Source organism: Bradyrhizobium zhengyangense (assembly GCF_022012555.1).
Classification (GTDB): Bacteria; Pseudomonadota; Alphaproteobacteria; order Rhizobiales; family Xanthobacteraceae; genus Bradyrhizobium; species Bradyrhizobium zhengyangense.
On the sequence record NZ_JAKLTZ010000004.1, the window covers coordinates 200,218 to 224,922 of the forward strand.

The following is a 24,705-nucleotide window of genomic DNA, read 5'->3' on the forward strand; positions in this document are numbered from 1 at the left end:
CAAGAGATCAGGTCGGCTTGCCGTCCCAAAGCGCGAACTGGCCCTTGCGTACGACGAGCTCGGCATTCATCGCGCCCTTGACGCGCCGGGTGGCGACGTCGAACGTCGCGGTGCCGAAGATCACGCTCGGGACGTCCTTCACCTTGGCGAAGGCATCGCGGATCGCCTTGCGATCGGTGCCGCCGATCTTCAGCACGGCCGCGGCCATGTTCATGGCGTCATAGGCGTAGGCGTTGAAGGCATCGGGCTCGAGACCATTGTACTTCTTCTTGAAGCCGGCGATGAACTTCTGCACCTCGGGCCGCGGATCTTCCGGGAAGTAGCGCGTGCCGACATGGACGTCCTCAACGGCATCACCGCCAAGCTCGATAAACTTAGGCGAATAGACCGAGCTCGCGGCGCAGATCACCTGCTTGAGCCCGACCTGCCGCGCCTGGCGCGCGATCAGCGCACCGTCGGAGTAATAGGAGATCAGGACCAGGCCATCGGGATTGGCATCACGCACGCGCACCAGCGTGGACCGGAAGTCGCGCTCTTCGGCGATATAGCCTTCGGTGACGACGATCTCCGCGCCATATTCCTTGGCGGCGTTGTTGAAGTAGTCGCGGCTGGTGCGGCCCCAATCGGTGTTGAGATGCAGTACCGCGAGCTTCTTCAGGCCGAGGCTCTTCACCGCATAGCGCGCCAACAGCGGCTGCTCGTCGGCCTGGCTGACCGACGTGCTCCACATGAAGTCGCCGCCCTTGGTGAAGTCGGGATGCGAATTGGTAAAGCCGAACTGCACCAGGCCGCCGCGCTGATAGATCGGCGAGGCTGCCATCGAGGCGGGGCTGGAAAAGTCGCCGAGCTCCAGGACGATCTTGGGATCGGACACGAATTTCTGGGCGATCGCGACCGATTGTCGTGGATCGCTCTGGCTGTCCTCGAACTGATAGGCAAGCTTGCGGCCATTGATGCCGCCGGCGGCCGTGATCTCGTCGAGCGCGAGATCAAAGCCCTGCTTCCATTGCGTGCCATATTGCGCGTTCGGCCCGGTCAGCGGACCGCTGACGCCGAGCATGATCGGATCGATGTCGGCGAAGGCGCTGCGGGAGGAGACTGCGCCCGCCATCATGGCGGCCAGTGAGCCCTTGACCAGGGTTCGGCGATTGATGTTGCTCATGCACGGCTCCATCCACTCAGGTGTTGAAAACAAGCAGCAAGTCTTGTGCCGGTGAAATTGCCTATTTCGAGGGCTCGCCCAGCGACAGCATGAGCCGGTTCGCCCAGTTGAAGAACGAGGCGCCGTTGATGACGTCGACGATCTCGGCATCGTCAAGGCCCGCACTGCGCAGCTCCTTGATGTTGTCAGGGCCAAACGCGATCGGCGTCGCGGCCAGCGCCACCGACGCCTTCACCACGGCGTTCCAGCGTTCGCCGAGATCGGCCTTGACGCCTTCATCGAGCAGCTTCTGCACGTCCTCGCGGCGCTTGGAATAGGTGCTGGCGAAGCGCGCATGCACCGAGGCGCAATAGATGCAGCCGTTGTAGCGCGAGGTCGCGGCCGCCGCGAGCTCGCGCTCGGCGCGCGGCAGGCCGTCGGCGACGTTGTAGAAGATGTCCTTGTCGGTCTTGGTGCGGGCTTCCAGCACCTCGGGATCGCGCACCAGCAGGCGGAAATATTCCGACTTGGCGCGGGCGCGGTCGACCAAGCCGTTGAAATGCCGTTCGGTGAGCTCGGCCTCCGGCAATGGCTCGATCCAGGAGACCCAGCCGAGCTCATCCTGGGTAAAGACGACGGGCGGATTGACGGTGGCGCTCATGATGGCGGCCTCCTCTTATGCGTTCGCGGCGGCAAGCGTGCGCAAGCCGCTGACGACCCGCACCTGGAACGACAGGAACGCGACGAGTTGGGAGAAGGTGACGATGCCGGTGGTCGACCAGCCGGCGGCGAGCAACGCCTTCATGTCGCTGGATGCCGCATCGCGCGGCCGGAACACGAGCAAATGCGCATGCTCGAGTGCCGCGACCAGCCGGGGGCTGAGGGCGGACTTGCTCGCGGCGTCCACGCGATAAATCAGGCCTGCCGTGTTCTCGATCGAGAGCGGTCCCGCCGGAAACGAGCCATAGGGGCCGGAGGTCTTGCCGCGTGCAATCTCGGCGTCGATCGCCTTAACCAGAGCCGCGCCGCCGGCGGTCGCGGCAAGCTTGTCGCGATAGAAGCTGGCAACGGGAGACTCGCCATGGAGTCCGGTCACGAAGGCCGCGACCGCGGCGCGTTCGAGCAACGAAAAATCGCCGGCATCGATCGGTTCGAACAGCGAAAGATAGCTCTTCTGCGCGTTTTCGCGCGCTTGCATGCGCTTTCCGCGAATGGCGTCCAGCGCCGATCCCGGCTCGATTCCGACAAGCGTGTCGATGATGTCAGGCGTACTCATCATAAAGCCTCATGCAATCCATCAAATCCGACTAGCCGGCCAAGGCCACTTCGGGCGCTGTCCTGGTCCAGCCCAGCGCCGGCGCAACCTTCTCCGCGACCAGCTCGATCGAGCGCAGCACCTGGGGGTGCGGCGCATCGACGGAATGGACCTGGAAGACGAGGTCGGTGATCCGCTCCAGCGTGGCGTCCGTGCGCAGCGAGGCGATCACCTCGCTAGCGCCGCCGACATGGGTGTCGAACGCCGTGATCATCTCCTCCAGTGTCTCGCCCGGGGGAAGGTGACCGCTCTTCATGAATTGCGGGAGCGCCCGGCGTAGCCCGATATCGGCAAGCCGCATCGCTTCGCGATGATCGTCCGCGACAAAGACGCTGCGCGAGGCCATGATGCGCGGCTCGGCCCCTGATGGCAGCGCTTCGAGATAGGCGTCGATGATCGGATTCTGGATCTCGGCGAGGGTAGCGTTTGGCGCATCCTTGGTCCGCGGCTGGGTACGCGAGAGCAAGAGGCCGTCGCCGGCCTTGCCGGCGCGGGCGCCGCCCGCCACCGAGAAAGTCGCCTGCCAGATGCGCTTGTCCAGTTGCGGCCGCTGCGGGTAGAGCGTGTCGCCACCGTCGAGCGGCTTGCCGGTCAGTGCCTTGCGGACCACCTCCAGATTGCGCGCAAAAATCTCGTTGCGCTGAGTGCCATCGAGGCCGAAGGCAGCGAACGCCGATGGGTTACCACCGGTGCCGACCCCGAGCTGGAAGCGGCCGTTGCAGAGTAGATCGAGGACAGCTGCGTCCTCCGCCACCCGCACCGCGCTCTCCAGCGGCAGAGTGACGATGCCGGTGCCAAGGCGGATGCGCGAGGTCTGGGCTGCGACATAGCCGAGGAAGGCGAAGGGCGACGGCAGGCCGCCCTCACGCTCGTGAAAATGGTGCTGCGCGATCCACGCGGAATCGAGACCGGCCTTCTCGGCACGCACGATCTGCTCGGCGGCATTGCGATAGCGCTCGGCCGGCGGGGCCTCATCAAGCAGGCGCGTGAAGAATCCGAGGCGTTTCAGGTTTGCAAAGCGTTTCATACGACCCCTGTCGGGCGAGAATGGGTCCCGATGATGTCGGTTGCTGGAGCAGGAAACAAGCGGGCAATGTGCAAGGCTGCCCGCCGGGATCGGTACCCCACGCAGAACTTTGGCTAGGCAGGCTGCCTACCAGCTCGGCAGCACCGCGCCCTTGAACTTGGTGAGGACGAACTCCTTGATCTCGGGTGTGTGGTAGCTGTCGACCAGGGTCTTGACCCAGGGCTTGTCCTTGTCGGCGCTGCGCACCGCGATCAGGTTCACGTAGGGTCCCTTGGGGTCCTCGCGCAGGATCGGATCCTTGACGGGATCGAGGCCCGCCTGGGTTGCATAGTTGGTGTTGATCGCGGCGGCGTCGACGTCGTCGAGCGCGCGCGGGGCCTGAGCAGCGTCGACCTCGATGAATTTCAGCTTCTTGGGATTCTCGGTAATGTCGAGTACGGTCGGCTTGAAGCCGACACCGTCCTTAAGCTTGATCACGCCCTTGTCGCGCAGCAGCAGCAGGACGCGGCCGCCATTGGTCGGATCGTTGGGGATCGAGACCTTGCCGCCTTCAGGAATGTCGGCGAAAGCCTTGTGCTTCTTGGAGTAGACGCCGATGGGGAAGTTGACGGTCAGCGCGACGGACTCGATCTTGTAGCCGCGATCGGCCTTCTGGTTGTCCAGGTAAGGCTGGTTCTGGAAGGAATTGGCCTGGATCTCACCGGCATCGAGCGCGGCGTTCGGCACCACATAGTCGGAGAACTCGATCAGCTGGATGACGAGCCCCTGCTTGGCGGCGATCGGCTTCACGGCCTCCAGAATCTGCGCATGCGGACCCGGCGTCACGCCGATCTTGATGGTCTCGGCTGAGCTTGCTGCCGACCAGGCGGCGAGCACGGTTGCGAGGATCAGGGCGGGGCGAAACGACATCTTGGTCTCCATGACTCAGCGACAACAATTGGAACCGTATTCGCTTCTCCGCCGGACGAAATCAATGAAATGGAAATTCATATTTGGCACCGGCGGCGGGCAACGCTTCTCCGTTCGCCGCGAAATGGGAAATGAACGCAAATTGAGGCAGGGGCGAGCCGCGCGCAAGCCCTTCCTAGGCGCGCGGTTCGGCGCGCCAGGTCGACGGTGACAGCATGATCCATACGCAGATCGCAGCGTAGGCCGCGAGCGATACCGTGACCATGGTGGCAAGCCCGGTCATTCCTGCCCCGAAGCTTGCGACAGCGATCCAGCCGCCACCAGCCGCAATCAGGATGCGCGCGATGGAGCCGGCGAGCGGGCCCAGCGCGCGGCCCGTGCCCTGGACCGCGAAGGAGGTCACGAAACCAAAACCCAGCGCGGCATAGGCCGGCGCCACGATGCGCAGGTAAGTCATGCCTTCGCTCACGACGCCTGTGTCGTGGCTGAACAGATGCAGCCAGGCGGTCGGAAAGATCGCCACCAGTAGCCCTATCGAGCCGATCATGATCATGCCGGCGGCGCCGCTGACCCAGCCGATCCGTTGCGCGCGCGCGGTCTGGCCCGCGCCCATATTGACGCCGACCATGGTCAGCGTCGCCGTGCTGATGCCGAACAGCAGCGGAATCATGATGTAGTCGAGCCGCGAGGCGATGCCGTAGCCGGCAAGCGCGGAGGTGCCGAACAGGCCGACCGCACCGGTGACGAGGATGACGGTGAGGTTGGTCAGCACGGCATTGAACGCGGTGGGGATGCCGACCTTGAGCATGTCGCCAAAGATCTTTGCACGCAACGGCGCGATGTGCAGCCGCAGGCCGGATGCGCCCGAGGACATGTAACGCAACAGGAACAGCATCGCCGCACCGTAATAGAGACCGAAGGCAATGCCGGCGCCGCCGATGCCGAGGCTTGGGACGGGTCCGAAGCCGAAGATCAGCAAAGGCGAGACGGGAATGGTCACGATCGCGCCGATCAGCGTCACCAGCGCAGGCACCTTGACGTTGCCGGAGCCGCGCAGCGCGGCGGCCTGGAGGTTCACGATCCACACCGGAATGGCGCCGGCGAACAGATAGCTGGAATAGGTGACGGCCGCATCGAGTGCGCCGTCTCGGCCGCCGAGCGTTCGGAACAGCGCCGGACCGCCGAAGTGCACCCCAAGCGTGAACAGCCCTCCCGCAATGATCGCAAGCAAGATGGCGTGGAACAGCGCCGCATCGGCATCGTCGCGGCGCCCGGCGCCAACCGCGCGTGCCACCGACGAGGCTACGCCGGAGCCGAACCCGCCATTCGACATCATGGTCATCAGCATGAAGATCGGAAACACCAGCGCGGCGCCCGCCAGCGCATCGGTGCCGAGATAGCCGACATAATAGGCTTCGGCGATGTTCACCGCCGTCTGCGCCACCAACACCGTCACCGTCGGTGCCGCGAGCTTGATCAGCGTCGGCAGGATCGGCGCGGTCAGAAGCGCGGCGCGCCGCGGGTCCGCGGACGTCACTGCCGGGCGAGGCGCTGCCGCGCTACGCGCCGGGACCTCCATGGTCGGCATTGACGATGCGGCGACGTCCTCGACTGACATTCCTGAGGTCCTGTTCCGTTCCGAGGCTGCCGCGGCAGCTATTGAATTATGATTATAATGTGTTATTGTGATCGTAATGCAATAGCTAATCGCTCACGATGTCGTGGCCATGGATTTCAGGCCGGGCATCGGGAGGGAGTTGAGGCCATGCGCTACGAAAAAGGACACAAGGACGAAACCCGCCGGCACATCCTCGATGTCGCCTCCGCCCAGTTCCGCGAGAGCGGAATCGCCGCGGTCGGCCTCGCCGGCATCATGTCGGAGGCCGGTCTCACCAACGGCGCCTTCTACACCCACTTCGCATCCAAGGAGGATTTGGTGCGGGAGGTGCTCGTGGACGTGCTCACCCGGCGCGAGGAGCGCCACAAGGCCAATCTCGAGAGTGGCATCGCGGTCGAAACCGTGATCCGCGACTATCTCTCAGCGCGTCACCGCGATCGCGCCGACAGCGGCTGCCCGACTGCCGCGCTGGTCGCCGAGATCGCGCGGCATCCCAAGGCAACACGCGATGCCTTCACCGGCAAGGTCTCCGACATCGTCGGGCTGATGGCGGAGCAGATCAGGCAAGGCACCGCAGACGAGCGACGGCGCAAGGCGATCACGATCTATTCGACCATGGTCGGCGCACTGCAATTGGCGCGCGCGGTCAACGACAAGCAGTTGTCCGATGAGATCCTGGAGAATGCGGTGGACGCCGCGGTGACGATCGCGAACGCGCGCTGACGCGCTCGCACGTTCGGCTGCCATGTGTGGCTACACCGGATCAAACGCCCGGATCGGCGGCAGGTTGCCGGTGAATTTCTCCACCTCCACCGTGGTGAGCTGGCCGGTGCAGCCCTGCGCGAAGGACGAGGTGCCGATGTCGCGGGTGAGCACGTTGGGATTGCCGTGAACACAAAGCGGCGCGTCGTCCTCGGGGTCCATCGGGTCGTACCACGCGCCGGTCGGCAATTGCACGACACCGGGCGCGATGTCGTCAGTGACATGCACCGCGGCCAGGCACGCGCCGCGCTCATTGAACAGGCGAATGATGTCGCCGTTCTTGATGCCACGCGCGTCAGCATCCCGAGGATTCATCCGCGCGACTTCGCGGCCGCGATGCTTGGCGCCAAGCGAATGTCCGCCGAAATCAAGCTGACTGTGCAGCCGCGTTACCGGCTGGTTAGCGACGAGGAAGCACGGCGCCCCAGGTTTGGGCATATCGGTCTTCTCGAGCCACACCGGATGGCCCGGACAATCCGCATCGCCATGGCCGGCGATCTTCGCGGAATAGATTTCGATGCGTCCGCTCGGCGTCGGCAGCGGATGCGCGACCGGGTCCTCGCGGAAACTGCGCAAGCGGCCACCATCGTCGGGCTGCTGCGGCACCACCAGGCTGCCGCGCTTCCAGAATTCCTCGAAGCTCGGAGCCTCCAGGCCGCGCTTGGCGAGCGAGGCGCGGGTCGGCTCGTAGAGATGCTCCAGCCATTGCCGCGAGCTGCGTCCCTCCGTGAAGGGCTCACGGGCGCCGAGGCGATCGGCCAGATCGGCGAAGATCTCGTAGTCGTCGCGCGCGAGCCCAAACGGCTCGGCGATGCGGTGCATCGCGACCATCAGGGGATCGTTGCTGGAGTAGCCGATGTCCTCGCGCTCAAGCGTCATAGTCGACGGCAGCACGATGTCGGCATGGCGCGCGGTCGCGGTCCAGGCGAGCTCGTGCACGACCAGCGTGTCGAGTTTCGCAAAGGCCTTGCGCAGGCGGTTGATATCCTGGTGGTGATGGAACGGATTGCCGCCGGCCCAATAGACCAGGCGAATGTCCGGATAGGTGCGCGTCTCGCCATTGTAGCGATAGGTGTTGCCGGGACTGAGCAGCATGTCGGCGATGCGCGCCACCGGGATGAAATCCCTGACACCATTGCGGCCCTGCCCCAGCGTCGGCCCGGGCACGTCGTTGACGCGGCGGCCGTAATAGCCGATTGCGCCAAGCGAATAGGCGTAGCCGCCACCGGGAAGGCCGATCTGGCCCAGCGCTGCCGCCAGCACCATGCCCATCCAGACCGGCTGCTCGCCATGCTCGGCGCGCTGGAGCGAGTGCGAGACGGTGATCAGCGCGCGCTTGCCGGCAAGCCGGCGCGCCAGCACGCGGATCGCGTCGGCATCGACACCGCAGATCGCGGCGGCCCATTCGGCATGCTTTGGCTGACCATCGCTTTCGCCGGTGAGGTAACGCAAAAACACCGGCCACCCTTCCGTGTAGCGGTCGAGGAAGGCCTGATCGTGTAGGCCTTCGCTGACCAGCGTGTGGACCATGCCGAGCATCAGCGCGGTATCAGTGCCGGGGATGCAGGTCATCCATTCGGCGCCGGCCTCGACAGGCAAATCCTCCCGCAGGGGGCTCATCAGGATGAACTCGCAGCCGCGCTTGCGCGCCGCTTGCATTGCACCGCGTTCGACATGCTTGCTGATCGAGCCGCCGGCCACCATCGAATTCTTCAGCGCCATGCCGCCGAATGCGAGCACGATCTCGGTCTCTTCAGCAATCTGCTCCCAGGTGACGTTGCGTTTGGTGATGTCCTCGTAGCCCGCCATGATCTGCGGCAACAGCACGGAAGAGGCGCCCGACGAATAGGAATTCACCGAGCGGACATAGCCGCCCATCGCGATGTTGAGGAAACGGTGGACCTGGCTCTGCGCATGATGCAAACGTCCGGCGCTCGACCAGCCGTAAGAACCGCCGAACACGGCGCCGGGGCCGCGCGTGTCGCGGATGCGCGCCAGCTCATCGCCGAGCAGATCCAGCGCCTTTTCCCAGCTGACGGAAACGAATTCGTCGCGGCCCCGCCTGTCATCGGGACCGGGCCCGCGTTCGAGCCAGCCCTTGCGGATAGCGGGCTGCGCAATACGGGCCTGATGGCGAAGAGCGCCGGGGAAATTGTCGATGATGCCATTCGGATCGGGATCGCCGCCATAGGGTCTGACCTCGAGCCCGGCTTTGCCGTTGCGCGCCGAAAACACGCCCCAATGCGAGGTGTGCGGCTTGAATCCATCCGACAAATCGAGGCCGGGGTCGGGGAAGCCGATCGTATCGTCCATCGCGTGGCCCTCAATCGCGGAGCGCCGCGCAGGCAGCTCCGGTTGCATCGTTCGCCAATATAATGAGGCCCGCGCGTGCAGGGCAACGGAATACCGATGCGCGGAACCGCGCGCATGGCCGCATCCCACGGATCGCACGACGACGTGCGGCACGTTCCATCTAAATCCGTCATCCCCGCGCAACGGCGAAGCCGTGTCGCTGGGGTGACGTCAGGAACTTTGGCTCGCAGCCCCAATATCGGCGTTGAGAGTGCGGAGAGCCTCAACTCTGCGCGTCAACATGGCTCGTCCGACCGGACGACGCCGCCTGCTGCGCGGCGTAAGCGGACGCAGCCGAGGATGTCGGTGAATATTGCGCGAAGGATTCGGTGAGCTCCTCGGCCGCCTCGGTGAGCTCTTTCATCACGCTGGCGCTGTCCGATGCCTGATTGCCGGAGGAGTGAACGACCTCGAACGAATATCCATTCGGGAGATCGACATGGATCTTGTCGAAGCCCACGGTATCGGGCGTGTCGTCATTCTGTCTTTGGGCGGTCGCGGAGGACGAACTTCCCGATACCTGCCGGTCGGCGAAATGTTGCACGAAATCTTCGATGGATTTGAGCGCGCTACTATCCAGGCCGCCGCCGCCGAAATGGACGAGGCCGACCGATATGCCGTTCGGTAGGTTGACCTTCACTTCATCATATGGCGTCCCGTCGTTCATCAGCGAGGCGAAAGTCGAGACGTCCCCTTGCGAACCGTCGGTCGATTTCGACGGGCTGGCGGATGACGACGAACTCGCCGCGCTTCCACCGACGATACTGCTCGTGCCGCTAACGCTCATTCCAAAACTCCACTGTCACTGCGAACGCACGTTCTGCGTGCAATGCGCATGCCAGAAGCGAGAGCGCTTGCAATCAAGGGGTTATCATGAATTCCGGGCAACAGATCTTTCACGCCGGCAAATCCGTCCCGGCAGAAGCTGCCGACCTGCAGACACATGGCCCACTCGAATTCGCGCCTGCTATTTCGCCGCGGGCTATTCGCACTTTGTGGGCATTGCCGCCTCGCGCCCGATGCAACATGATGGGTCCGCCGGTGACGACTGTTCTTGTGGCAGGTGGAGGTCATCTGATGGACGAAAACGATATCCGCGGGCTCATTGCGGAAGTGAAGCAGGGCACGCTGTCTCGACGCTCGTTCATCCAGAGCTTGGCCACGGTCGGGATCACGGCGCCAATTGCGAGCCAGATCCTGCTCTGGAACGACGTGGCGATGGCTAACGCCACACTGGCCTACAAGCCGACGAAAGCCGGCGGCGGCGGTCCGCTCAGGATGCTGGTCTGGCAGGCCCCCACCTTGCTCAATCCGCATTTCGCGCTCGGCACCAAGGACCAGGTCGCCTCACGAATCTTCTTCGAGCCCCTCGCCGGCTGGGACAAGGAAGGCAATCTCATCCCGTGTCTTGCCGCCGAGACCCCGACCAAGGCGAATGGCGGCCTCTCTGCTGACGGCACCACCGTGATCTGGAAGCTGAAGCAGGGCGTGAGATGGCATGACGGCAAGCCCTTCACCGCCGACGACGTCGTCTTCACCTGGACCTATGCCGCCGATCTCGCGACGGCCGCCTACACCACGGGCTCTTACAAGGACATCCTTGTCGAGAAGATCGACGACCACACCGTCAAGGTCACCTTCAAGGCACCGACCCCGTTCTGGGCCGACCCCTTCGTCGGCGCGGTCGGCCAGATCCTGCCGAAACATCATTTCGGCGACTATGCCGGTGCGAAATCGCGCGACGCGCCGGGCAATCTGAAGCCGGTCGGCACCGGTCCCTACAAATTCGTCGAGTTCAAGCCAGGCGATTTGCTCAGGGCCGAACGCAATCCCGACTATCACGTCAAGAACCAGCCTTTTTTCGACACGTTCGAGATCAAGGGCGGCGGAGACGCGGTCTCCGCGGCGCGCGCCGTGCTGCAGACCGGCGAATACGACTACGCCTGGAATTTGCTGGTCGAGGACGAGATCCTCAAGCGCATGGAGACGGGTGGCAAAGGCAGGGTCGAGTACACGACCGCCGGCGGCATCGAGTTCATCATCCTCAACACCACGGACCCCTGGACCGAGGTCGACGGCGAACGATCCAACGCCAGGACGAAACACCCGACGCTGTCCGATCCGGCCGTGCGCCGGGCCCTCAACCTGCTGATCGATCGCGAGGGAATCCAGAAATTCATCTACGGCCGCGCCGCGATCGCCACGGCGAGCTTTGTCAACCAGCCCCCGCAATTCAAATCAGGCAAGCTGAAATACGAGTTCAACATCGACAAGGCGAACAAGATTCTCGATGAGGCCGGCTGGAAGATGGGCGCCGACGGCATCCGCGCGAAGGATGGCAAGCAGCTGAAATACGTCTTCCAGACCTCGATCAACGCACCGCGCCAGAAGACGCAAGCCATCATCAAGCAGGCTTGCCAGAAGGCCGGGATAGAGATCGAGCTCAAATCGGTCACCGCGTCGGTGTTCTTCTCATCGGACGCCGGCAATCCCGACACCTACACGAAATTCTATTGCGACATGGAGATGTACAATGCGACGCAACCGCAGCCCGATTCGGAGCGATTCCTGAACCAATGTGTCTCTTGGGAGATCGCCAACAAGGACAACAAATGGCTCGGCCGCAACGTCTCGCGCTGGTCCGATCTGGACGCTGACAAGGCCTACAAGGCCGCGCAGAACGAGCTCGACCCGGTCAAGCGCGCCGCGCTGCTGATCAAGGTCGACGAGATCTTCTGCGAGGCCAACATCTTCCTGCCGTTGCTCTCGCGCTACATCGTCGGCGGCGCCGTCAATGGCCTGATGACAGATATCTCGGGATGGGACGTCACGACGTGGAATATTGCGAGCTGGTATCGGAGCTGACGGCACGCGGCTGCGAACCCGGCTCTCTCAAAGCGCCGGGTCGCATGCCGTATTTGCGCATGATGGCCTTGCTCAGGGCACTTTCGGATGCGTAGCCGACTTCATGGGCGATCTTCGCGATCGGGTCTAATGTGCCGGCAAGGCGCTTGCGTGCGACCGCCAGTCTGAGATCGGACAAGAACGTCATCGGCGCCGCGGCTGCGCGCTTCTGAAAGGCGCGCACCAGCGTCGCACGCGAGGCGATGGCAACCTCAGCCATCTCGTCGAGCGTCCAGTCGCGGGCGAGATCGCCAAGGATCGCCAACACGACCCGGGCCGTGGTGCGGTCCTGCAAAAGCGAAAGCGTGCCGTTGCCTGAAGCCTGCCCGGTCAGGTGGTCACGAAGCATCATGACGAACAGCGCCCTCGCGAGATCGGCCGCGACCATCTCTGAGCCTGCCCGCCCCGCATCCAGTTCTTCGCGGATGTCGAGCAACAGTCGCCGAAACCTCTCCAGCAGCGGCTCCCCGGCCGTGCGCAAGATAATCTCGTCGGGAAGAGCCGCGATCAGCGGATTCTCATCCGAGGTTTCGAACAGGAACCGGCCGCAGAGCAGCTCGGTATCGACCGCAGCATCGACCGTGGCGCGCTGACGCACTCCATTGCGGATTTCGGTCGACACCCGCCCTACAGCGCCCTTCACCTCGCTCCGCACCAGATGACTGTCACCGTGAGGCAGCAGGAGAATGTCGCCGGCCTCCAGCCTTTGCGGACCCAAGCCCGGCCTCTCGACCACGCAGGAGCCACGCGTCACCATATGGAATTGCGCCCATCCCCTGCCGTTCGCCGCGTGGGGTGACGCCCAGCTGCCGCCGAACCGGCAGGAATCCTCGATCACCGGGCGGATCCTGAACAGCGGCACCATGGCATTCAACAGTTCGGCTGCTTCAGCCTCCGACATCAGCACTCCTTGATCCGCCCAGACATGAGCCCGAGCCGCCCGGCCATATCCGTGAGCGGCACGCGCCCGCACATTCGAGGCAACAACACCAATGGAGGTTAACATGGCAATGCTCGACTGGAACACCTATCGCCGGCAGCTTGTCGCCGGCGTCGGCGAGATCGGAAAGCTCTCGCCGGAAACGGTCAAAGGCTACGCGACGCTGAGCGGCGCCGGCGTCAAGACCGCCCATCTCGACGCTAAGACGCGCGAGCTGATCGCGCTCGCCGTCGCCATCAGCCTGCGCTGCGACGGCTGTATCACTGTCCATGCCGCCGAAGCCAAGAAGCACGGCGCGACCGAAAGCGAGTTGGCCGAAGCGCTTGGAACCGCCATCTCGGTCAACGCCGGCGCGGCTCTGGTCTATTCGACCCGCGCGCACGAGGCGTTCAAGGAAGCTTGAACAGCGCAAAATGAGGGAGCGCGCCAGGCTCACTCCTTCTAACACAACCTAACAAGCAATCTTCACAGCGTGCGGTAAACGTCGCGGAATGGACGCGATCGGAATTTCCAAAAAGCACGACGACCGATGGGAGATCGTATGACGTTCAAGACGCCAATCGAAATGTTGTCACGGCCTGCGAATATGTCGCGCCGCGGCTTCGTAGGAGGACTGTCGGCAGGCATTTTGGGCGTGGCCGCGACCGAGGCGGCCGATGCCGAATCGCTGGCGGATGTCCCCGATCGCGGGCCCGGAGCCGAGCTCGGCACACACAGCGAACGATCCCGCTTCGTCAAGATTGATCGCATCCCGGAGGCCTCGCCAGGCAAGCGCAATATCGATCCCAGCGACGCCATCAATTCCAAGACGCCGCATCAGAAGCTGGTCGGCAACATCACGCCGACCGATCTGCATTACGAACGCAGCCATTCCGGCGTGCCCGATATCGATCCCGCACAGCACCGGCTGCTGATCCACGGCATGGTGCAAAAGCCGCTGGTGTTCAGCGTCGACGATCTCAAGCGGATGCCGTCGATCTCGCGTGTTGTCTTCATCGAATGCACCGGAAACGGCTGGGAAAACTGGAAGAAGGCCGACCCTGAGCTGACGGTGCAGAACACGCATGGCCTCGTCAGCACCAATGAATGGACCGGCGTACCGCTCAAATTCCTGATCGACCTCGTCGCCAAGGACAAGGGCTCGACCTGGATGCTGGCCGAGGGCGGCGACGGCGCCGGCGTCGACCGCAGCATTCCTCTCACCGACGAGATCGTGAACGAAGCCTTCGTCGCCTACGGCCAGAACGGCGAGCCGCTGCGGCCCGCGCACGGTTTTCCGATGCGGCTGGTGATGCCGGGCTTCGAGGGGAACCTCAACATCAAATGGCTGCGCCGGCTCAAATTCGGCAACGCGCCATGGATGACGCGCTGGGAGACGGCGCGCTACACGCAGTTGCTCGCCGACGGCAAGGCACGGCAATTCCAGCTGCGGATGGACACCAACTCCGTCATCACCCAGCCCTCGGGCATGATGCAGATCCAACCAGGATACGTCAGGATCTCCGGCCTTGCCTGGAGCGGCCATGGTAAGATCGCAAAGGTCGAGATCTCGACCGACGGTGCCAAGACCTGGAAGCAGGCGCAGTTGAGCCTGCCGGTGCTTCCCAAGGCGCAGGTTCGCTTCCAGATGGATTGGGTGTGGGACGGCAAGCCGACCACGATCGTCAGCCGCTCCACCGACGACCAAGGCAATGTCCAGCCGGACCGGAAATCCTTCATCGCCGCGATGGGGACGAATGCGCTGTTTCACTACAATGCCCAGCAGAGCTGGAGCATCGACGAGGCCGGGAGGGTCCGCAATGTCCTCGCATAGCAAGGTGCTTCTCGCCGGCCTGCTCACCGCAGGCCTTCTCGCGGCGCCCGCGCTGGCCTTCGATTTCGGTCGTCCGGCAACGCCTGACGAGATCAAGCTGTGGGACATCGACGTCGGTCCCGATGGCAAGGGCCTGCCTGCTGGCAGCGGCACCGCAACGCAGGGTAAGCAGATCTTTGCCGACAATTGCGCGGCCTGTCATGGCGAGAACGGCCAGGGCGGCATCAAGGATCGTCTTGTCGGCGGACAGGGCACGCTCGCCTCCAACATGCCGGTCAAGACCGTCGGGAGCTTCTGGCCCTATGCGACGACGCTGTTCGATTACATCCATCGCGCCATGCCGTATCCGACGCCGGGCTCGCTCAGCACCGATGAGACCTACGCCGTCACCGCCTACATTCTGAGCTTGAACGGCATCGTTCCGGCAGACGGCAAGGTCGACAAGGACTCCTTGCCGAAAATCAGGATGCCCAATCGCGACGGTTTCGTTCCGGATCCGGAATTCGACCCGGCGAAGCTGTTTCACAAGAAGTGAGCGCGTGAGCGTGAAGCTGTCGACATTGATAGGTATCGTCGCGCTGATTGCAGCGACATGTTTATGGGAGACGCAAGCCATGGCCGCGGACGGACTCATCTCCATCAAGAGCAATTTTGGACCTGAAGACACGATGAAGCGGCTCGAGGCCGAGGTGAAGGCCAGGGGCCTCACCGTGTTCGCTCACATCGATCACGCCGCGGGTGCGGCCGCCGTCGACCTGACGCTGCGACCGACCGATCTGCTCATCTTCGGCAATGCCAAGGGCGGCACGCCCTTGATGCAACAAGCGCAGACTGCCGGCATCGACTTGCCGCTGAAGGCCCTGGTCTGGCAGGACGAACAGGGCGCGACCTGGCTGTCCTACAACGATCCGGCCTTTCTCGCACAACGTCACGGCGCCGGCGAGCCGGCCACGCCCGTCGTCGCGGCGCTGACCGGCGCGTTGCATGCGATCGCGACCAAGGCCACTGCGCCATAGTGTGAGGAGGAATCCATGACCAGCACCGACCATCAACCGGCCGTCGCGCCGTCGGGCTCTGAAGGCGGCAAATTTGCCAGATGGGCCGTCATTGCAGTGATGTGCGCACTACTCCTTGCAGCCTGCATTCTCGGCTATCTCGGCTGGACCAGCACGGATACCAGGGTTCCGGAAGCAGGTTATGTCGCATTGGCGCTCGGCGCCGTGTTCTCGCTCATCGTCGGCGCCGGCCTGATGGCGTTGGTGTTCTACAGCAGCCGCCAGGGCTATGACGAGCCGGTAGTGCTGATCTCGGAGCCAGAGAGCGATCCGGAAAACGGACGCGACGCGCAGCGCTGACGAGGCGCCTCGACACATGATTGCGGCGCGGAACTGGGCTGCGCTGCAGCCTCTTGGATTTTCGCCAGATCACAGGCTAGGTCAGGCTCGATCCGGAATGCTGGGAAGGCCTCGGTGTCAATCGAGGCCTTTTTTTCGTGACCGGGCGTGTCCCGCTGCAATCGTTCGACATGAAGCTATACGACAACAGAGCCTGGTTCCTGGTGTTTCCTGCGCTAGTCATCGTGACCTTCGTCGGAATCGTGCCTCTGATTGCCGTCACCAATTACTCCTTCCAGGACCTTTTCAGCCTGAACAATCCGTATTGGGTCGGCGTCGACTGGTACCGGAACATCGTAACCTCGGAACGATTCTACGCAAGCCTCGGACGCAGCTTCCTGTTCTCGGCGATCGTGCTGTCGATTCAGCTTCCACTCGGCATCTGGATCGCGCTGCTGCTGCAGCGTTCCAACCAGTTCATCGTCAGCACCGTCCTCGTTCTGATCACCGTGCCGCTGGTGGTGCCCTGGAACATGATCCCGGTGATCTGGCTCAACTTCATCAATCCCAATGCGGGTCTCGCCGGCAAAATGCTGGCGTGGCCGGGCGTCGGCTTCGATTACAAGTTCAACGCCTTGCACACCTGGATCGTGCTCGTCGTGATGGACACATGGCACTGGCTGGGGCTGGTCGTCGTGCTCGCCTATGCCGGCATCTCCAGCATTCCGCCCGCCTACTACCAGGCCGCCGCCATCGACGCCGCCTCGCAATGGCAGGTATTTCGCTTCATTCAGCTTCCGAAGATGAAGACCGTGCTGTCGATGGCCGTGCTGCTTCGCTTCATGGACAGCTTCATGATCTATATCGAGGCGTTCCGCATCAATGCAGGCGGCCCTGACAGCGCCACCGCATTTCTCAGTCTCGACCTCGGCGAGGAGATCCTGTCCTTCAACTACGGACCATCAGCGGCCCGCTCGATCGTCTACTTCCTGATCGTGCTGACGGTCGCATGGACCTTCAAGGCGGCGACGAGCGCGCCAGCGCCCGCGGTGCCGCCGACCCAGGAGCTCGCCACGTGAGGGCGCCGTCGTCTTGGGGGCGGATCGCCCTGTTTGCCGTGATCGGCGCCTTCATTCTTGTGCCGCTGGCGCAGACGATCATCACCAGCTTCGTCTCGACGCTGCCGAGAGCCGGGATCGCGGAGGGGCATTTCAGCCTCGTCAACTACCAGAACATCCTGCATTCGGCCGCTCTGAAGGACTCGATCGTCAACTCCATCATCTATGTCGTGCTGAATGTCGCGCTGTGTCTCGGCGTCGGACTGCCGGCCGCCTATGCGTTCGCGCGCTACGGCTTCGCCGGCGATCGCCAGCTGTTCTTCCTGCTGCTGGTGTTCCGGATCACGCCGACCGTCGTGCTGTCGCTGCCGATCTTCGTCCTGTTCGCTCAGATTGGCCTTGCAAATACACCGGTCGGCATCGCGCTGGTCCATTGCGTCTTCAACATACCGATCTCGATCTGGATCCTGGAAGGCTTTATCTCGGCAGTGCCGCGCGAGTTCGACGAGACGGCGTTTCTGGATGGCCATTCGCTACCAAGCTTCTTCTTTCGCCATCTCATTCCGGCGATTGCGCCCGGCATCGGCGTCGCCGCGTTCTTTTGCTTCATCTTCTCCTGGGTCGAGGTGGTGCTGGCCCGCATCCTGACCACGACCGGCGGCAAGCCGATCACCATGGCCATCAACGGCCTGTTCGGTTTTCGAACCGATTTCGGGCTCGTTATGGCGATGACAGTGCTCGCTGTCCTGCCGGGAATCGCGATGATCTATTTTGTGCGCAATCACCTTGCGAAGGGTTTTGTGATCCGGACTTGACGTCGTGGACTTGTTCGTGGGGGCTTGGTCAGCACCAACATCTAACCAATTGAAACAACTGAATTCTCTCGCCGGCTCATCACGGACGCTTTTGTTCTCCCTTAGGTTGCGAGATCGCCCGCAAGAGACCTCTGTTGCATGCCGGTGCGCTCGAATGCGCTTCGCTTTGCGTCGTCTGGTCGGCCGTCCGTTGACGAGATTGAGGCAAATGATACGATTTAACGGTGCCCGGCCTTGTCGATCGAACCGGGCGCTGGAATGAAGGCGTGAGGGGCCAGCCCTGTCGTGCCAGACGTCGCATGTGCGTTCTGCCCGTCATGCGTCCCGCACGCGGAAAAAGAAACGGTAACGGCGCGTATCGGGGCGGCCTATTGGAGGGTGAGGCAAAGTACCGGGGGAGCCCCGCTTCGGCTCGGACTTGAGCTCGCGCTTGGGCTCGGCGGCGGCATGGTCTACCGACATGAACCTTTCATCGTTTATGGGTACCGGCTGGGCCCACGGTCCGCAGGTTCTTTGCGACGAAGAAGGGATTCTGCTGTGCCGCACCTCCCGCGAACGCATTGACGGTGAACGGCAGGTTGTGCTGGCCGTCGTTCCGGCCGCCGAGCATCCAAGCCCGCAAAGCCTCGACCGGCTGGCTCACGAATTTGCACTGAAGGACGAACTGGACAGCGCCTGGGCGGCGAAGCCGCTCGAGCTGCTGCAGGATCACGGCCGCACCATTCTCGTCCTCGAGGATTCCGGCGGCGAGCCACTGACCTGGCTGACCGACGCACCCATGGAGACGGGCAGTTTCCTGCGCCTCGCGGTCCAGATCGCCGCCGCGCTCGGCAAGGTCCATCAACAGGGACTGGTGCACAAGGATATCAAACCGGCAAATATCCTGGTGAGCCGCAGCAACGGCAGCGTGCACCTCACCGGCTTCGGCTTCGCAACCCGCCGCCCACGCGAACGGCTGTCCGCGGCCGCGCAAGAGCAGATCGCCGGTACGTTCGCCTACATGTCCCCCGAGCAGACCGGGCGGATGAATCGCTCGATCGACTCCCGAAGCGATCTCTACTCGCTCGGCATCACGCTCTATCAGATGGTCACCGGCTCGTTGCCATTCGTCGCTGGTGATCCGATGGAATGGGTGCATTGTCACGTTGCAAGAGAGCCGGAAGCCCCGGCCAAGCGATGCGGCGACGTCCCCCGTGCGGTGTCCAGGCTGATCATGAAACTGCTCTCCAAGATGGCCGAGGAGCGCTACCAGACCGCAGGCGGCGCCGAGAGGGACCTGCAACGTTGCCTTTCCGAATGGGAGCTTAGGCATCGCATCGAAGACTTCCCGCTGGGCGAGCACGACACGCCCGATCGGCTCCTCGTTCCCGAGAAGCTATACGGACGAACGGCCGAGCGCGAGATGCTGTTCGCCTCGTTCGAGCGCATCGTCAGAAGCGGCGCACCCGAGCTTGCGCTGGTCTCCGGATATTCCGGCATCGGCAAATCCTCCGTCGTCAACGAGCTGCACAAGGTGCTGGTGCCTTCGCACGGCTTGTTTGCGTCAGGCAAATTCGACCAGCACAAACGCGACATCCCCTACGCCACGCTTGCCAAGGCATTCCAGGGCCTCGTCCGACCCCTTCTCGGCAAACGCGAAGCCGAGCTAAGCGAGTGGCGCCAAGCCCTGCAAGTCGCGCTAGGTCCAAACGGACAGCTCGTCGTGGATCTGGTCCCGGAGCTGAAAGCCGTCGTCGGTGAACAGCCGCCTGTCCCGGAGCTATCGCTCCAGCACGCGCAAAGCCGCTTTCACCGCGTACTCGAGCAGTTCATCGGCGTGTTTGCGCGGGCCGAACATCCCCTGGTGCTGTTCCTCGATGATTTACAATGGCTCGATATGGCGACGTTCGAGCTGCTCGAGGACATCCTGACCCGGTCAGAGCTGAAGCACCTGATGCTGATCGGCGCTTACCGCGACAACGAGGTGGATTCCGCTCATCCGGTCATGCGCATGCGCGAGGCGATCAAGGCGCGCGGTCGACAGGTGGTGGAGATCACGCTCGCGCCTCTCGGCCGCAGGCATCTCGGCCAGTTGCTTGCCGACACGCTACGTTGCGAGCCCAGACAAGCAGCGCCATTGATCCAGCTCGTGCACGAGAAGACCGCAGGCAATCCGTTTTTCGCCATCCAGTTCATGTTCTCGCTGGTCGACGAAGGCCTGCTTGCCTTCGACCATGATGCGATCAGCTGGTCCTGGGATCTCGAGCGCATTCACGCCAAGCGATACACCGACAATGTCGTCGACCTCATGCTGGGGAAGCTCACCCGGTTGCCCCTGCCGACACGCACGGCTCTGCAGCAGATGGCCTGCCTCGGAAATGTCGCCGAGGTGCCAGTGCTTTCGGTCGTGCTCGGCACCTCCGAAGATCAGGTCAACGAGGATCTGTGGCCTGCCGTTCGCCAGGAATTCGTAGAGCCGCAAGCTGGCACCTACCGCTTCGTCCACGACCGGTTTCAGGAGGCAGCCTATGCGCTGATTCCGGAGCAGGAACGGGCTGCGGCGCATCTGCGCATCGGCCGCATGTTCGCAGCGAGAGCCGCGCCTGATACCGTCGAGGACGACGTCTTCGAGATCGTCAGCCAGCTCAACCGCGGCACGGCCTTGATTACCGCACCCGACGAGCGCGTCAGGCTGGCGGAGCTCAATCTGCTGGCTGGTCGCCGCGCCAAGGCCGCGACGGCCTTCACCATGGCGCACGCTCACTTCGCGGCTGGCGAGGCCATGCTACCCCGGGATCGCTGGGAGCAACATTACACGCTCAGTTTCGCGCTGGCCCTCCAGCGCGCCGAATGCGAATTCCTCGCAGGCGACCACGCGGCTGCGAACTTGCGTCTCGCAGAACTGGCTGAGCGGGCCGCCACCCTGCCCGATCTCGCGGCAGTCACTCGGCTGCGGATGGAGCCAAGCGATCGCGACGTCGAGACCGCGCTCGACTATCTGCGACGTGTCGGTATCGACTGGTCCGCGCACCCAACGCCGGATGAAGTCCAGCAAGAATATCAGCGGATGTGGCAGGCGATCGGTGACCGTCCGATCGAGGCCCTGCTAGATCTGCCGCAGATGGCCGATCCGGTCGCGCGCGGAACCATGGATGTCCTTACGGTGCTGGTTTCGCCAGCCTGGTACATCGACGAGGGCCTGCGTCGCCTGATCATCGGACGCATGGCCAATCTCAGCCTGCAATACGGCAACTCCGACGCGTCGTGCCTCGCCTATATCGTGCTCGGCACAGTGCTCGGCCCCGACTTCGACGACTACGCTGCCGGCTATCGTTTTGCCAGGCTCGGCCTCGATCTGGTCGAGACGCGCGGACTGGACCGGTTCAAGGCCCGCGTCTATCTCGGCTTCGGCAGCTGGACGCGAGATGTGAGGACAGGCCGCCCGTGGCTGAAGCGCGCCTTTGACGCCGCGCAGCAAGTCGGCGACGTGAACTATGCGAGCTTCACCCGTCATCACTTCCTGACGCACCTTCTCGCCTGCGGCGATCCCCTTGCCGAAGTGCAACAGGAGGCCGAAGCGGGGCTCGATTTCGCACGCCGGGCGCGTGTCGACCTTGCGGCGGATCGAATTATTGGGCAGTTGCAACTCATCCGGTCGCTGCGCGGCCTCACCACGAAATTCGGCAGCTTCGACGATGCCGCCTTCAACGAGGCGCAGTTCGAACGTCGTCTCGAGACGGAGCCGTACCTAGAGCAGGCCGGATTCTGGTACTGGACCCGCAAGCTGCAGGCACGTGTGCTTGCCAACGATCCCGCCGCCATCGCCGCCGCAGCAAAGGCCGACAAGCTCTTGTGGACATCGAAAGCACTGTTCGATCGGATTGACTTCCACTTCTATGCGGCCTTGGCCGAAGGCGCGTGTTGCGAGGTCGCCGCCCCGGGCGATCGAGCCCGGCATCTCGACGCACTGATCCGCCACCACCGCGAGCTTCAGCAATTGGCCGAGATCAGCCCGGAAGACTTCACCGACCGCGCCGCTCTCATCTCGGCTGAAATCGCGCGCATCGAAGGTCGCGAGCTCGATGCGATGCGATTCTACGATCGGGCGATCGCCGCGGCGCACGCAAACGGCTTTCCTCAGAATGAGGCCATCGCAAATGAGCTCGCCGGGCGCTTCTATACGACGCGCGGCTTCGACAAGATCGCCAATGCTTATCTGCGCGACGCCCACTACGGATTCATTCGCTGGGGAGCCGAGCCGAAGGTCAGGCAGCTCGAACACCTCTATCCTCGGCTCCACGTCGCCGAAGATACCGGCTCCGGAAGCCGGCTGACCATTCAGCATATGGACGTCACCACCGTGGTGAAGGCGTCTCAGGCCGTCTCAAGTGAAATCGAGCTGCCGAAGCTGATCGAGACGCTGATGAAGATCGTGCTGCAAAACGCCGGCGCCGATCGCGGCCTGCTGATCTTGTCGCGGCACGACGGCTTCCGCATCGAGGCGGAGGGCCAATCCAGGGGCGACGAGTTCACGGTCGCGATGCGTCAAACCTCGCTCTCGACACCGGATTGTCCGGAGGCGCTGTTGCGCTACGTCATTCGCGCGCAAAGGCCTCTCATCGTCGACGACGCGACGCGGCCCGATCCGCTCTACGGTGACGAGTATGTGCGTCGCCGACATCCAAGATCCATGCTTTGCCTGCCACTGCTGAAACAAGCCAAGCTCATCGGCTTGCTGTATCTGGAAAATACGCTGACGACGCACGCCTTCACGCCGGATCGTGTGGCGGTGCTGGACCTGCTCGCGGCCCAAGCGGCGATTTCGCTGGAGAACACGCTGCTCTACCGCGACCTTCAGGAGCGCGAGGCACGCATCCGCCGGCTCGTCGATTCCAACATTATCGGCATCCTGTTCTGGGACGGCAGCGGCGACATCAGCTACGCCAACGATGCCTTCCTGAGCATGACCGGATATTCCAGGCAGGACCTGGTCTCGAACGCCATCCGCTGGAACGATATGACCCCGGCGGAATATCGCGACGAAGACGCGCAGCGGGTCGAGCAGCTCAGGACATCGGGGCAGACCGCCTCGCGGGAAAAGGAGTTCATCAGGAAAGACGGCAGCCGCGTGCCTGTTCTCATCGGGTCCGCCTCGCTGGCCGGGTCGTCCGATCAATGCGTCTCGTTCGTGCTCGACCTCACCGCGCGAAAGCAGGCCGAGGAAAAATACCGCCTGCTGATGGAGCAGGCGCACGACGCGATCCTGGTTCTTGACCAAAGCGGCCGCGTGATTGAGGCTAACCGCACGGCTGGTGTGATGCTGGGGCGGGCTCGGGAGCAGATCATCGGCCTGCCGTTCCGATCCATCCTCGTTCCGGCTGACGCAGCCGAGGTTGCCAGCCTGCTGGCGCCGAATTCGACCGGCCTGCTGCAGCTTCGCCTGCACGGCCCCGAAGACAAGGGCCTCGATGTCGAAATGTCTGCCGCTCACGTCTCGACGGGCGGCCAGGAGCTGATCATCGTGATCGGACGCGACATTAGCCAGCGTCTGCGCCTCGAGCAGCAGCTGCGCCAGGCGCAGAAGATGGACGCGGTCGGCCAGCTCACTGGTGGTGTCGCCCATGACTTCAACAACATCCTGACTGTTATCACCGGAACCATCCAGATCCTGATTGACGGGCTTGCGGATCAGCCTGACCTCGTCGCCATTGCACATATGATCGACGACGCCGCCACCCGCGGCGCCGATCTGACGATGCAGCTCCTCGCATTCGCGCGAAGGCAGCCACTGCAACCCCGCAACGTCGACGTCAACAATCTCATTGTCGATACCGCAAAGCTGCTACGGCCAACGCTGGGCGAGCACATCGAGGTCGGCTCCACGCTGCAAACGGATTGCTGGCAGGCGTTGATCGACCCGGGCCAGCTCTCGACCGCCCTGATCAACCTCGCCGTCAACGCCCGCGATGCAATGATAGGCGGAGGCAAGATCTCCTTCGGCAGCGCTAATGCCAGCTTTGGCCCGGACAATTCGGGCCCCGACGACACTATCGGCGACTTTGTCCTCGTCACGGTGAGTGATACCGGCACGGGCATTCCCAAGGCTATCCGGGACAAGATCTTCGAGCCCTTCTTCACGACCAAGGAGCTTGGCAAGGGAACGGGCCTCGGCTTGAGCATGGTGTATGGCTTCATCAAGCAGTCCGGCGGACATATTAGAATCGACACCGAAGAAAGGCTGGGAACGACCTTCAGCCTGTACCTGCCCCGCTCGACGCAGGCCGCAGCCTCCGCGAGCGTGATGACGAAAGGCGAGCTGCAACGTGGCAGTGAAACCATCCTTCTGGTCGAGGACGACGAGCTGGTCCGCAACTACGTCGAAGCGCAGCTGAAGAGCTTCGGCTATCGCACGATCGCGGCCGCTAACGGCCCGGAGGCCCTCGCGCTCGTCGACCAAGGCACGGCCTTCGATCTGCTTTTCACCGATGTCGTCATGCCCGGCGGGATGAACGGCCGCGAACTTGCCGATGCCGTACTCCAGCGGCGCCCTGACGTGCCCGTGCTCTATATGTCGGGCTATCCGGAAGCCGCCATGATGCATGACGGTCGACTCGACCCGGATATCACCCTGCTGAGCAAGCCGTACCGGCCCGCAGATCTGGCGCATGCCATTCGCCAGGTCCTCGACTCGCGAGGACGTCCCGGCCCTACACGTTGAATACCACAGCGATCGACAAC

The 24,705-nt window shown here is 63.3% G+C and carries 19 protein-coding genes; 10 read left to right on the forward strand and 9 right to left on the reverse strand.

The window, feature by feature from the left end; all coding sequences use genetic code 11:
* Positions 1–7: 7 nt before the first annotated feature.
* From L6639_RS16480 to L6639_RS16505, 6 genes are all read right to left on the reverse strand, one after another.
* Entirely contained in the window at positions 8–1,162 is a 1,155-nt protein-coding gene (locus tag L6639_RS16480; RefSeq protein WP_237862774.1) for an ABC transporter substrate-binding protein, read from the reverse strand.
* A gap of 61 nt (positions 1,163–1,223) precedes the next feature.
* The gene (locus tag L6639_RS16485; protein WP_237862775.1) at positions 1,224–1,802 is read right to left on the reverse strand and encodes an alkylhydroperoxidase domain protein; all 579 of its coding nucleotides are present in this window, start codon (positions 1,800–1,802) and stop codon (positions 1,224–1,226) included.
* Between the two features lie 15 nt (positions 1,803–1,817).
* The gene (locus L6639_RS16490; protein ID WP_237862776.1) at positions 1,818–2,417 is read right to left on the reverse strand and encodes a CMD domain protein; all 600 of its coding nucleotides are present in this window, start codon (positions 2,415–2,417) and stop codon (positions 1,818–1,820) included.
* Between the two features lie 31 nt (positions 2,418–2,448).
* A complete protein-coding gene (locus tag L6639_RS16495; RefSeq protein WP_237862777.1) occupies positions 2,449–3,483 on the reverse strand; it encodes a putative FMN-dependent luciferase-like monooxygenase in 1,035 nt (344 codons plus the stop codon).
* A 126-nt stretch (positions 3,484–3,609) separates the two neighbouring features.
* Positions 3,610–4,404 (reverse strand): MetQ/NlpA family ABC transporter substrate-binding protein, encoded by a 795-nt coding sequence (locus L6639_RS16500; protein WP_237862778.1) that lies wholly within the window; start codon positions 4,402–4,404, stop codon positions 3,610–3,612.
* Positions 4,405–4,567: 163 nt separating this feature from the next.
* Positions 4,568–6,010: an MATE family efflux transporter gene (locus L6639_RS16505; protein ID WP_237862779.1), complete on the reverse strand. Its 1,443-nt coding sequence runs from the start codon at positions 6,008–6,010 to the stop codon at positions 4,568–4,570.
* A gap of 147 nt (positions 6,011–6,157) precedes the next feature.
* Here L6639_RS16505 and L6639_RS16510 point away from each other — a divergent pair, with 147 nt between their 5' ends.
* Complete coding sequence (locus tag L6639_RS16510; protein WP_237862780.1) at positions 6,158–6,733, forward strand: TetR/AcrR family transcriptional regulator; 576 nt, start codon at positions 6,158–6,160, stop codon at positions 6,731–6,733.
* Between the two features lie 30 nt (positions 6,734–6,763).
* Here the strand turns inward: L6639_RS16510 and L6639_RS16515 are convergent, their stop codons facing one another.
* Both L6639_RS16515 and L6639_RS16520 read right to left on the reverse strand, forming a co-directional pair.
* Positions 6,764–9,085: a molybdopterin guanine dinucleotide-containing S/N-oxide reductase gene (locus L6639_RS16515; protein ID WP_237862782.1), complete on the reverse strand. Its 2,322-nt coding sequence runs from the start codon at positions 9,083–9,085 to the stop codon at positions 6,764–6,766.
* Positions 9,086–9,347: 262 nt separating this feature from the next.
* Complete coding sequence (locus L6639_RS16520) at positions 9,348–9,791, reverse strand: hypothetical protein (protein ID WP_237862784.1); 444 nt, start codon at positions 9,789–9,791, stop codon at positions 9,348–9,350.
* Positions 9,792–10,201: 410 nt separating this feature from the next.
* On the opposite strand from L6639_RS16520, the gene L6639_RS16525 reads away from it, so the two are divergent.
* Positions 10,202–11,989: a peptide ABC transporter substrate-binding protein gene (locus tag L6639_RS16525; RefSeq protein ID WP_237862786.1), complete on the forward strand. Its 1,788-nt coding sequence runs from the start codon at positions 10,202–10,204 to the stop codon at positions 11,987–11,989.
* Here the strand turns inward: L6639_RS16525 and L6639_RS16530 are convergent.
* Positions 11,952–12,929: an AraC family transcriptional regulator gene (locus tag L6639_RS16530; protein WP_237862787.1), complete on the reverse strand. Its 978-nt coding sequence runs from the start codon at positions 12,927–12,929 to the stop codon at positions 11,952–11,954. The two genes, L6639_RS16525 and L6639_RS16530, sit on opposite strands and share 38 nt — an antisense overlap.
* Before the next feature lie 103 nt (positions 12,930–13,032).
* Here L6639_RS16530 and L6639_RS16535 point away from each other — a divergent pair, with 103 nt between their 5' ends.
* From L6639_RS16535 to L6639_RS16570, 8 genes are all read left to right on the forward strand, one after another.
* Positions 13,033–13,371 carry a carboxymuconolactone decarboxylase family protein gene (locus L6639_RS16535; RefSeq protein WP_237862789.1) on the forward strand — a complete coding sequence of 113 codons (339 nt, stop codon included), beginning with the start codon at positions 13,033–13,035 and terminating at the stop codon, positions 13,369–13,371.
* Positions 13,372–13,509: 138 nt separating this feature from the next.
* The gene (soxC, locus tag L6639_RS16540) at positions 13,510–14,781 is read left to right on the forward strand and encodes a sulfite dehydrogenase (protein ID WP_237862791.1); all 1,272 of its coding nucleotides are present in this window, start codon (positions 13,510–13,512) and stop codon (positions 14,779–14,781) included.
* Positions 14,768–15,316 (forward strand): c-type cytochrome, encoded by a 549-nt coding sequence (locus L6639_RS16545; protein WP_237862792.1) that lies wholly within the window; start codon positions 14,768–14,770, stop codon positions 15,314–15,316. Before soxC ends, L6639_RS16545 begins: the two co-directional genes overlap by 14 nt.
* A gap of 79 nt (positions 15,317–15,395) precedes the next feature.
* Positions 15,396–15,797, forward strand: a complete 402-nt coding sequence (locus tag L6639_RS16550) for a DUF302 domain-containing protein (RefSeq protein ID WP_249798219.1) — start codon at positions 15,396–15,398, stop codon at positions 15,795–15,797.
* Between the two features lie 15 nt (positions 15,798–15,812).
* Complete coding sequence (locus L6639_RS16555) at positions 15,813–16,136, forward strand: hypothetical protein (RefSeq protein WP_237862794.1); 324 nt, start codon at positions 15,813–15,815, stop codon at positions 16,134–16,136.
* A 170-nt stretch (positions 16,137–16,306) separates the two neighbouring features.
* Complete coding sequence (locus tag L6639_RS16560) at positions 16,307–17,194, forward strand: carbohydrate ABC transporter permease (protein WP_237863335.1); 888 nt, start codon at positions 16,307–16,309, stop codon at positions 17,192–17,194.
* Entirely contained in the window at positions 17,191–17,988 is a 798-nt protein-coding gene (locus tag L6639_RS16565) for a carbohydrate ABC transporter permease (protein ID WP_237862796.1), read from the forward strand. The genes L6639_RS16560 and L6639_RS16565 overlap by 4 nt, the downstream gene beginning before the upstream one ends.
* A 460-nt stretch (positions 17,989–18,448) precedes the next feature.
* Positions 18,449–24,685 (forward strand): AAA family ATPase, encoded by a 6,237-nt coding sequence (locus L6639_RS16570; RefSeq protein WP_237862797.1) that lies wholly within the window; start codon positions 18,449–18,451, stop codon positions 24,683–24,685.
* Positions 24,686–24,705 lie beyond the last annotated feature (20 nt).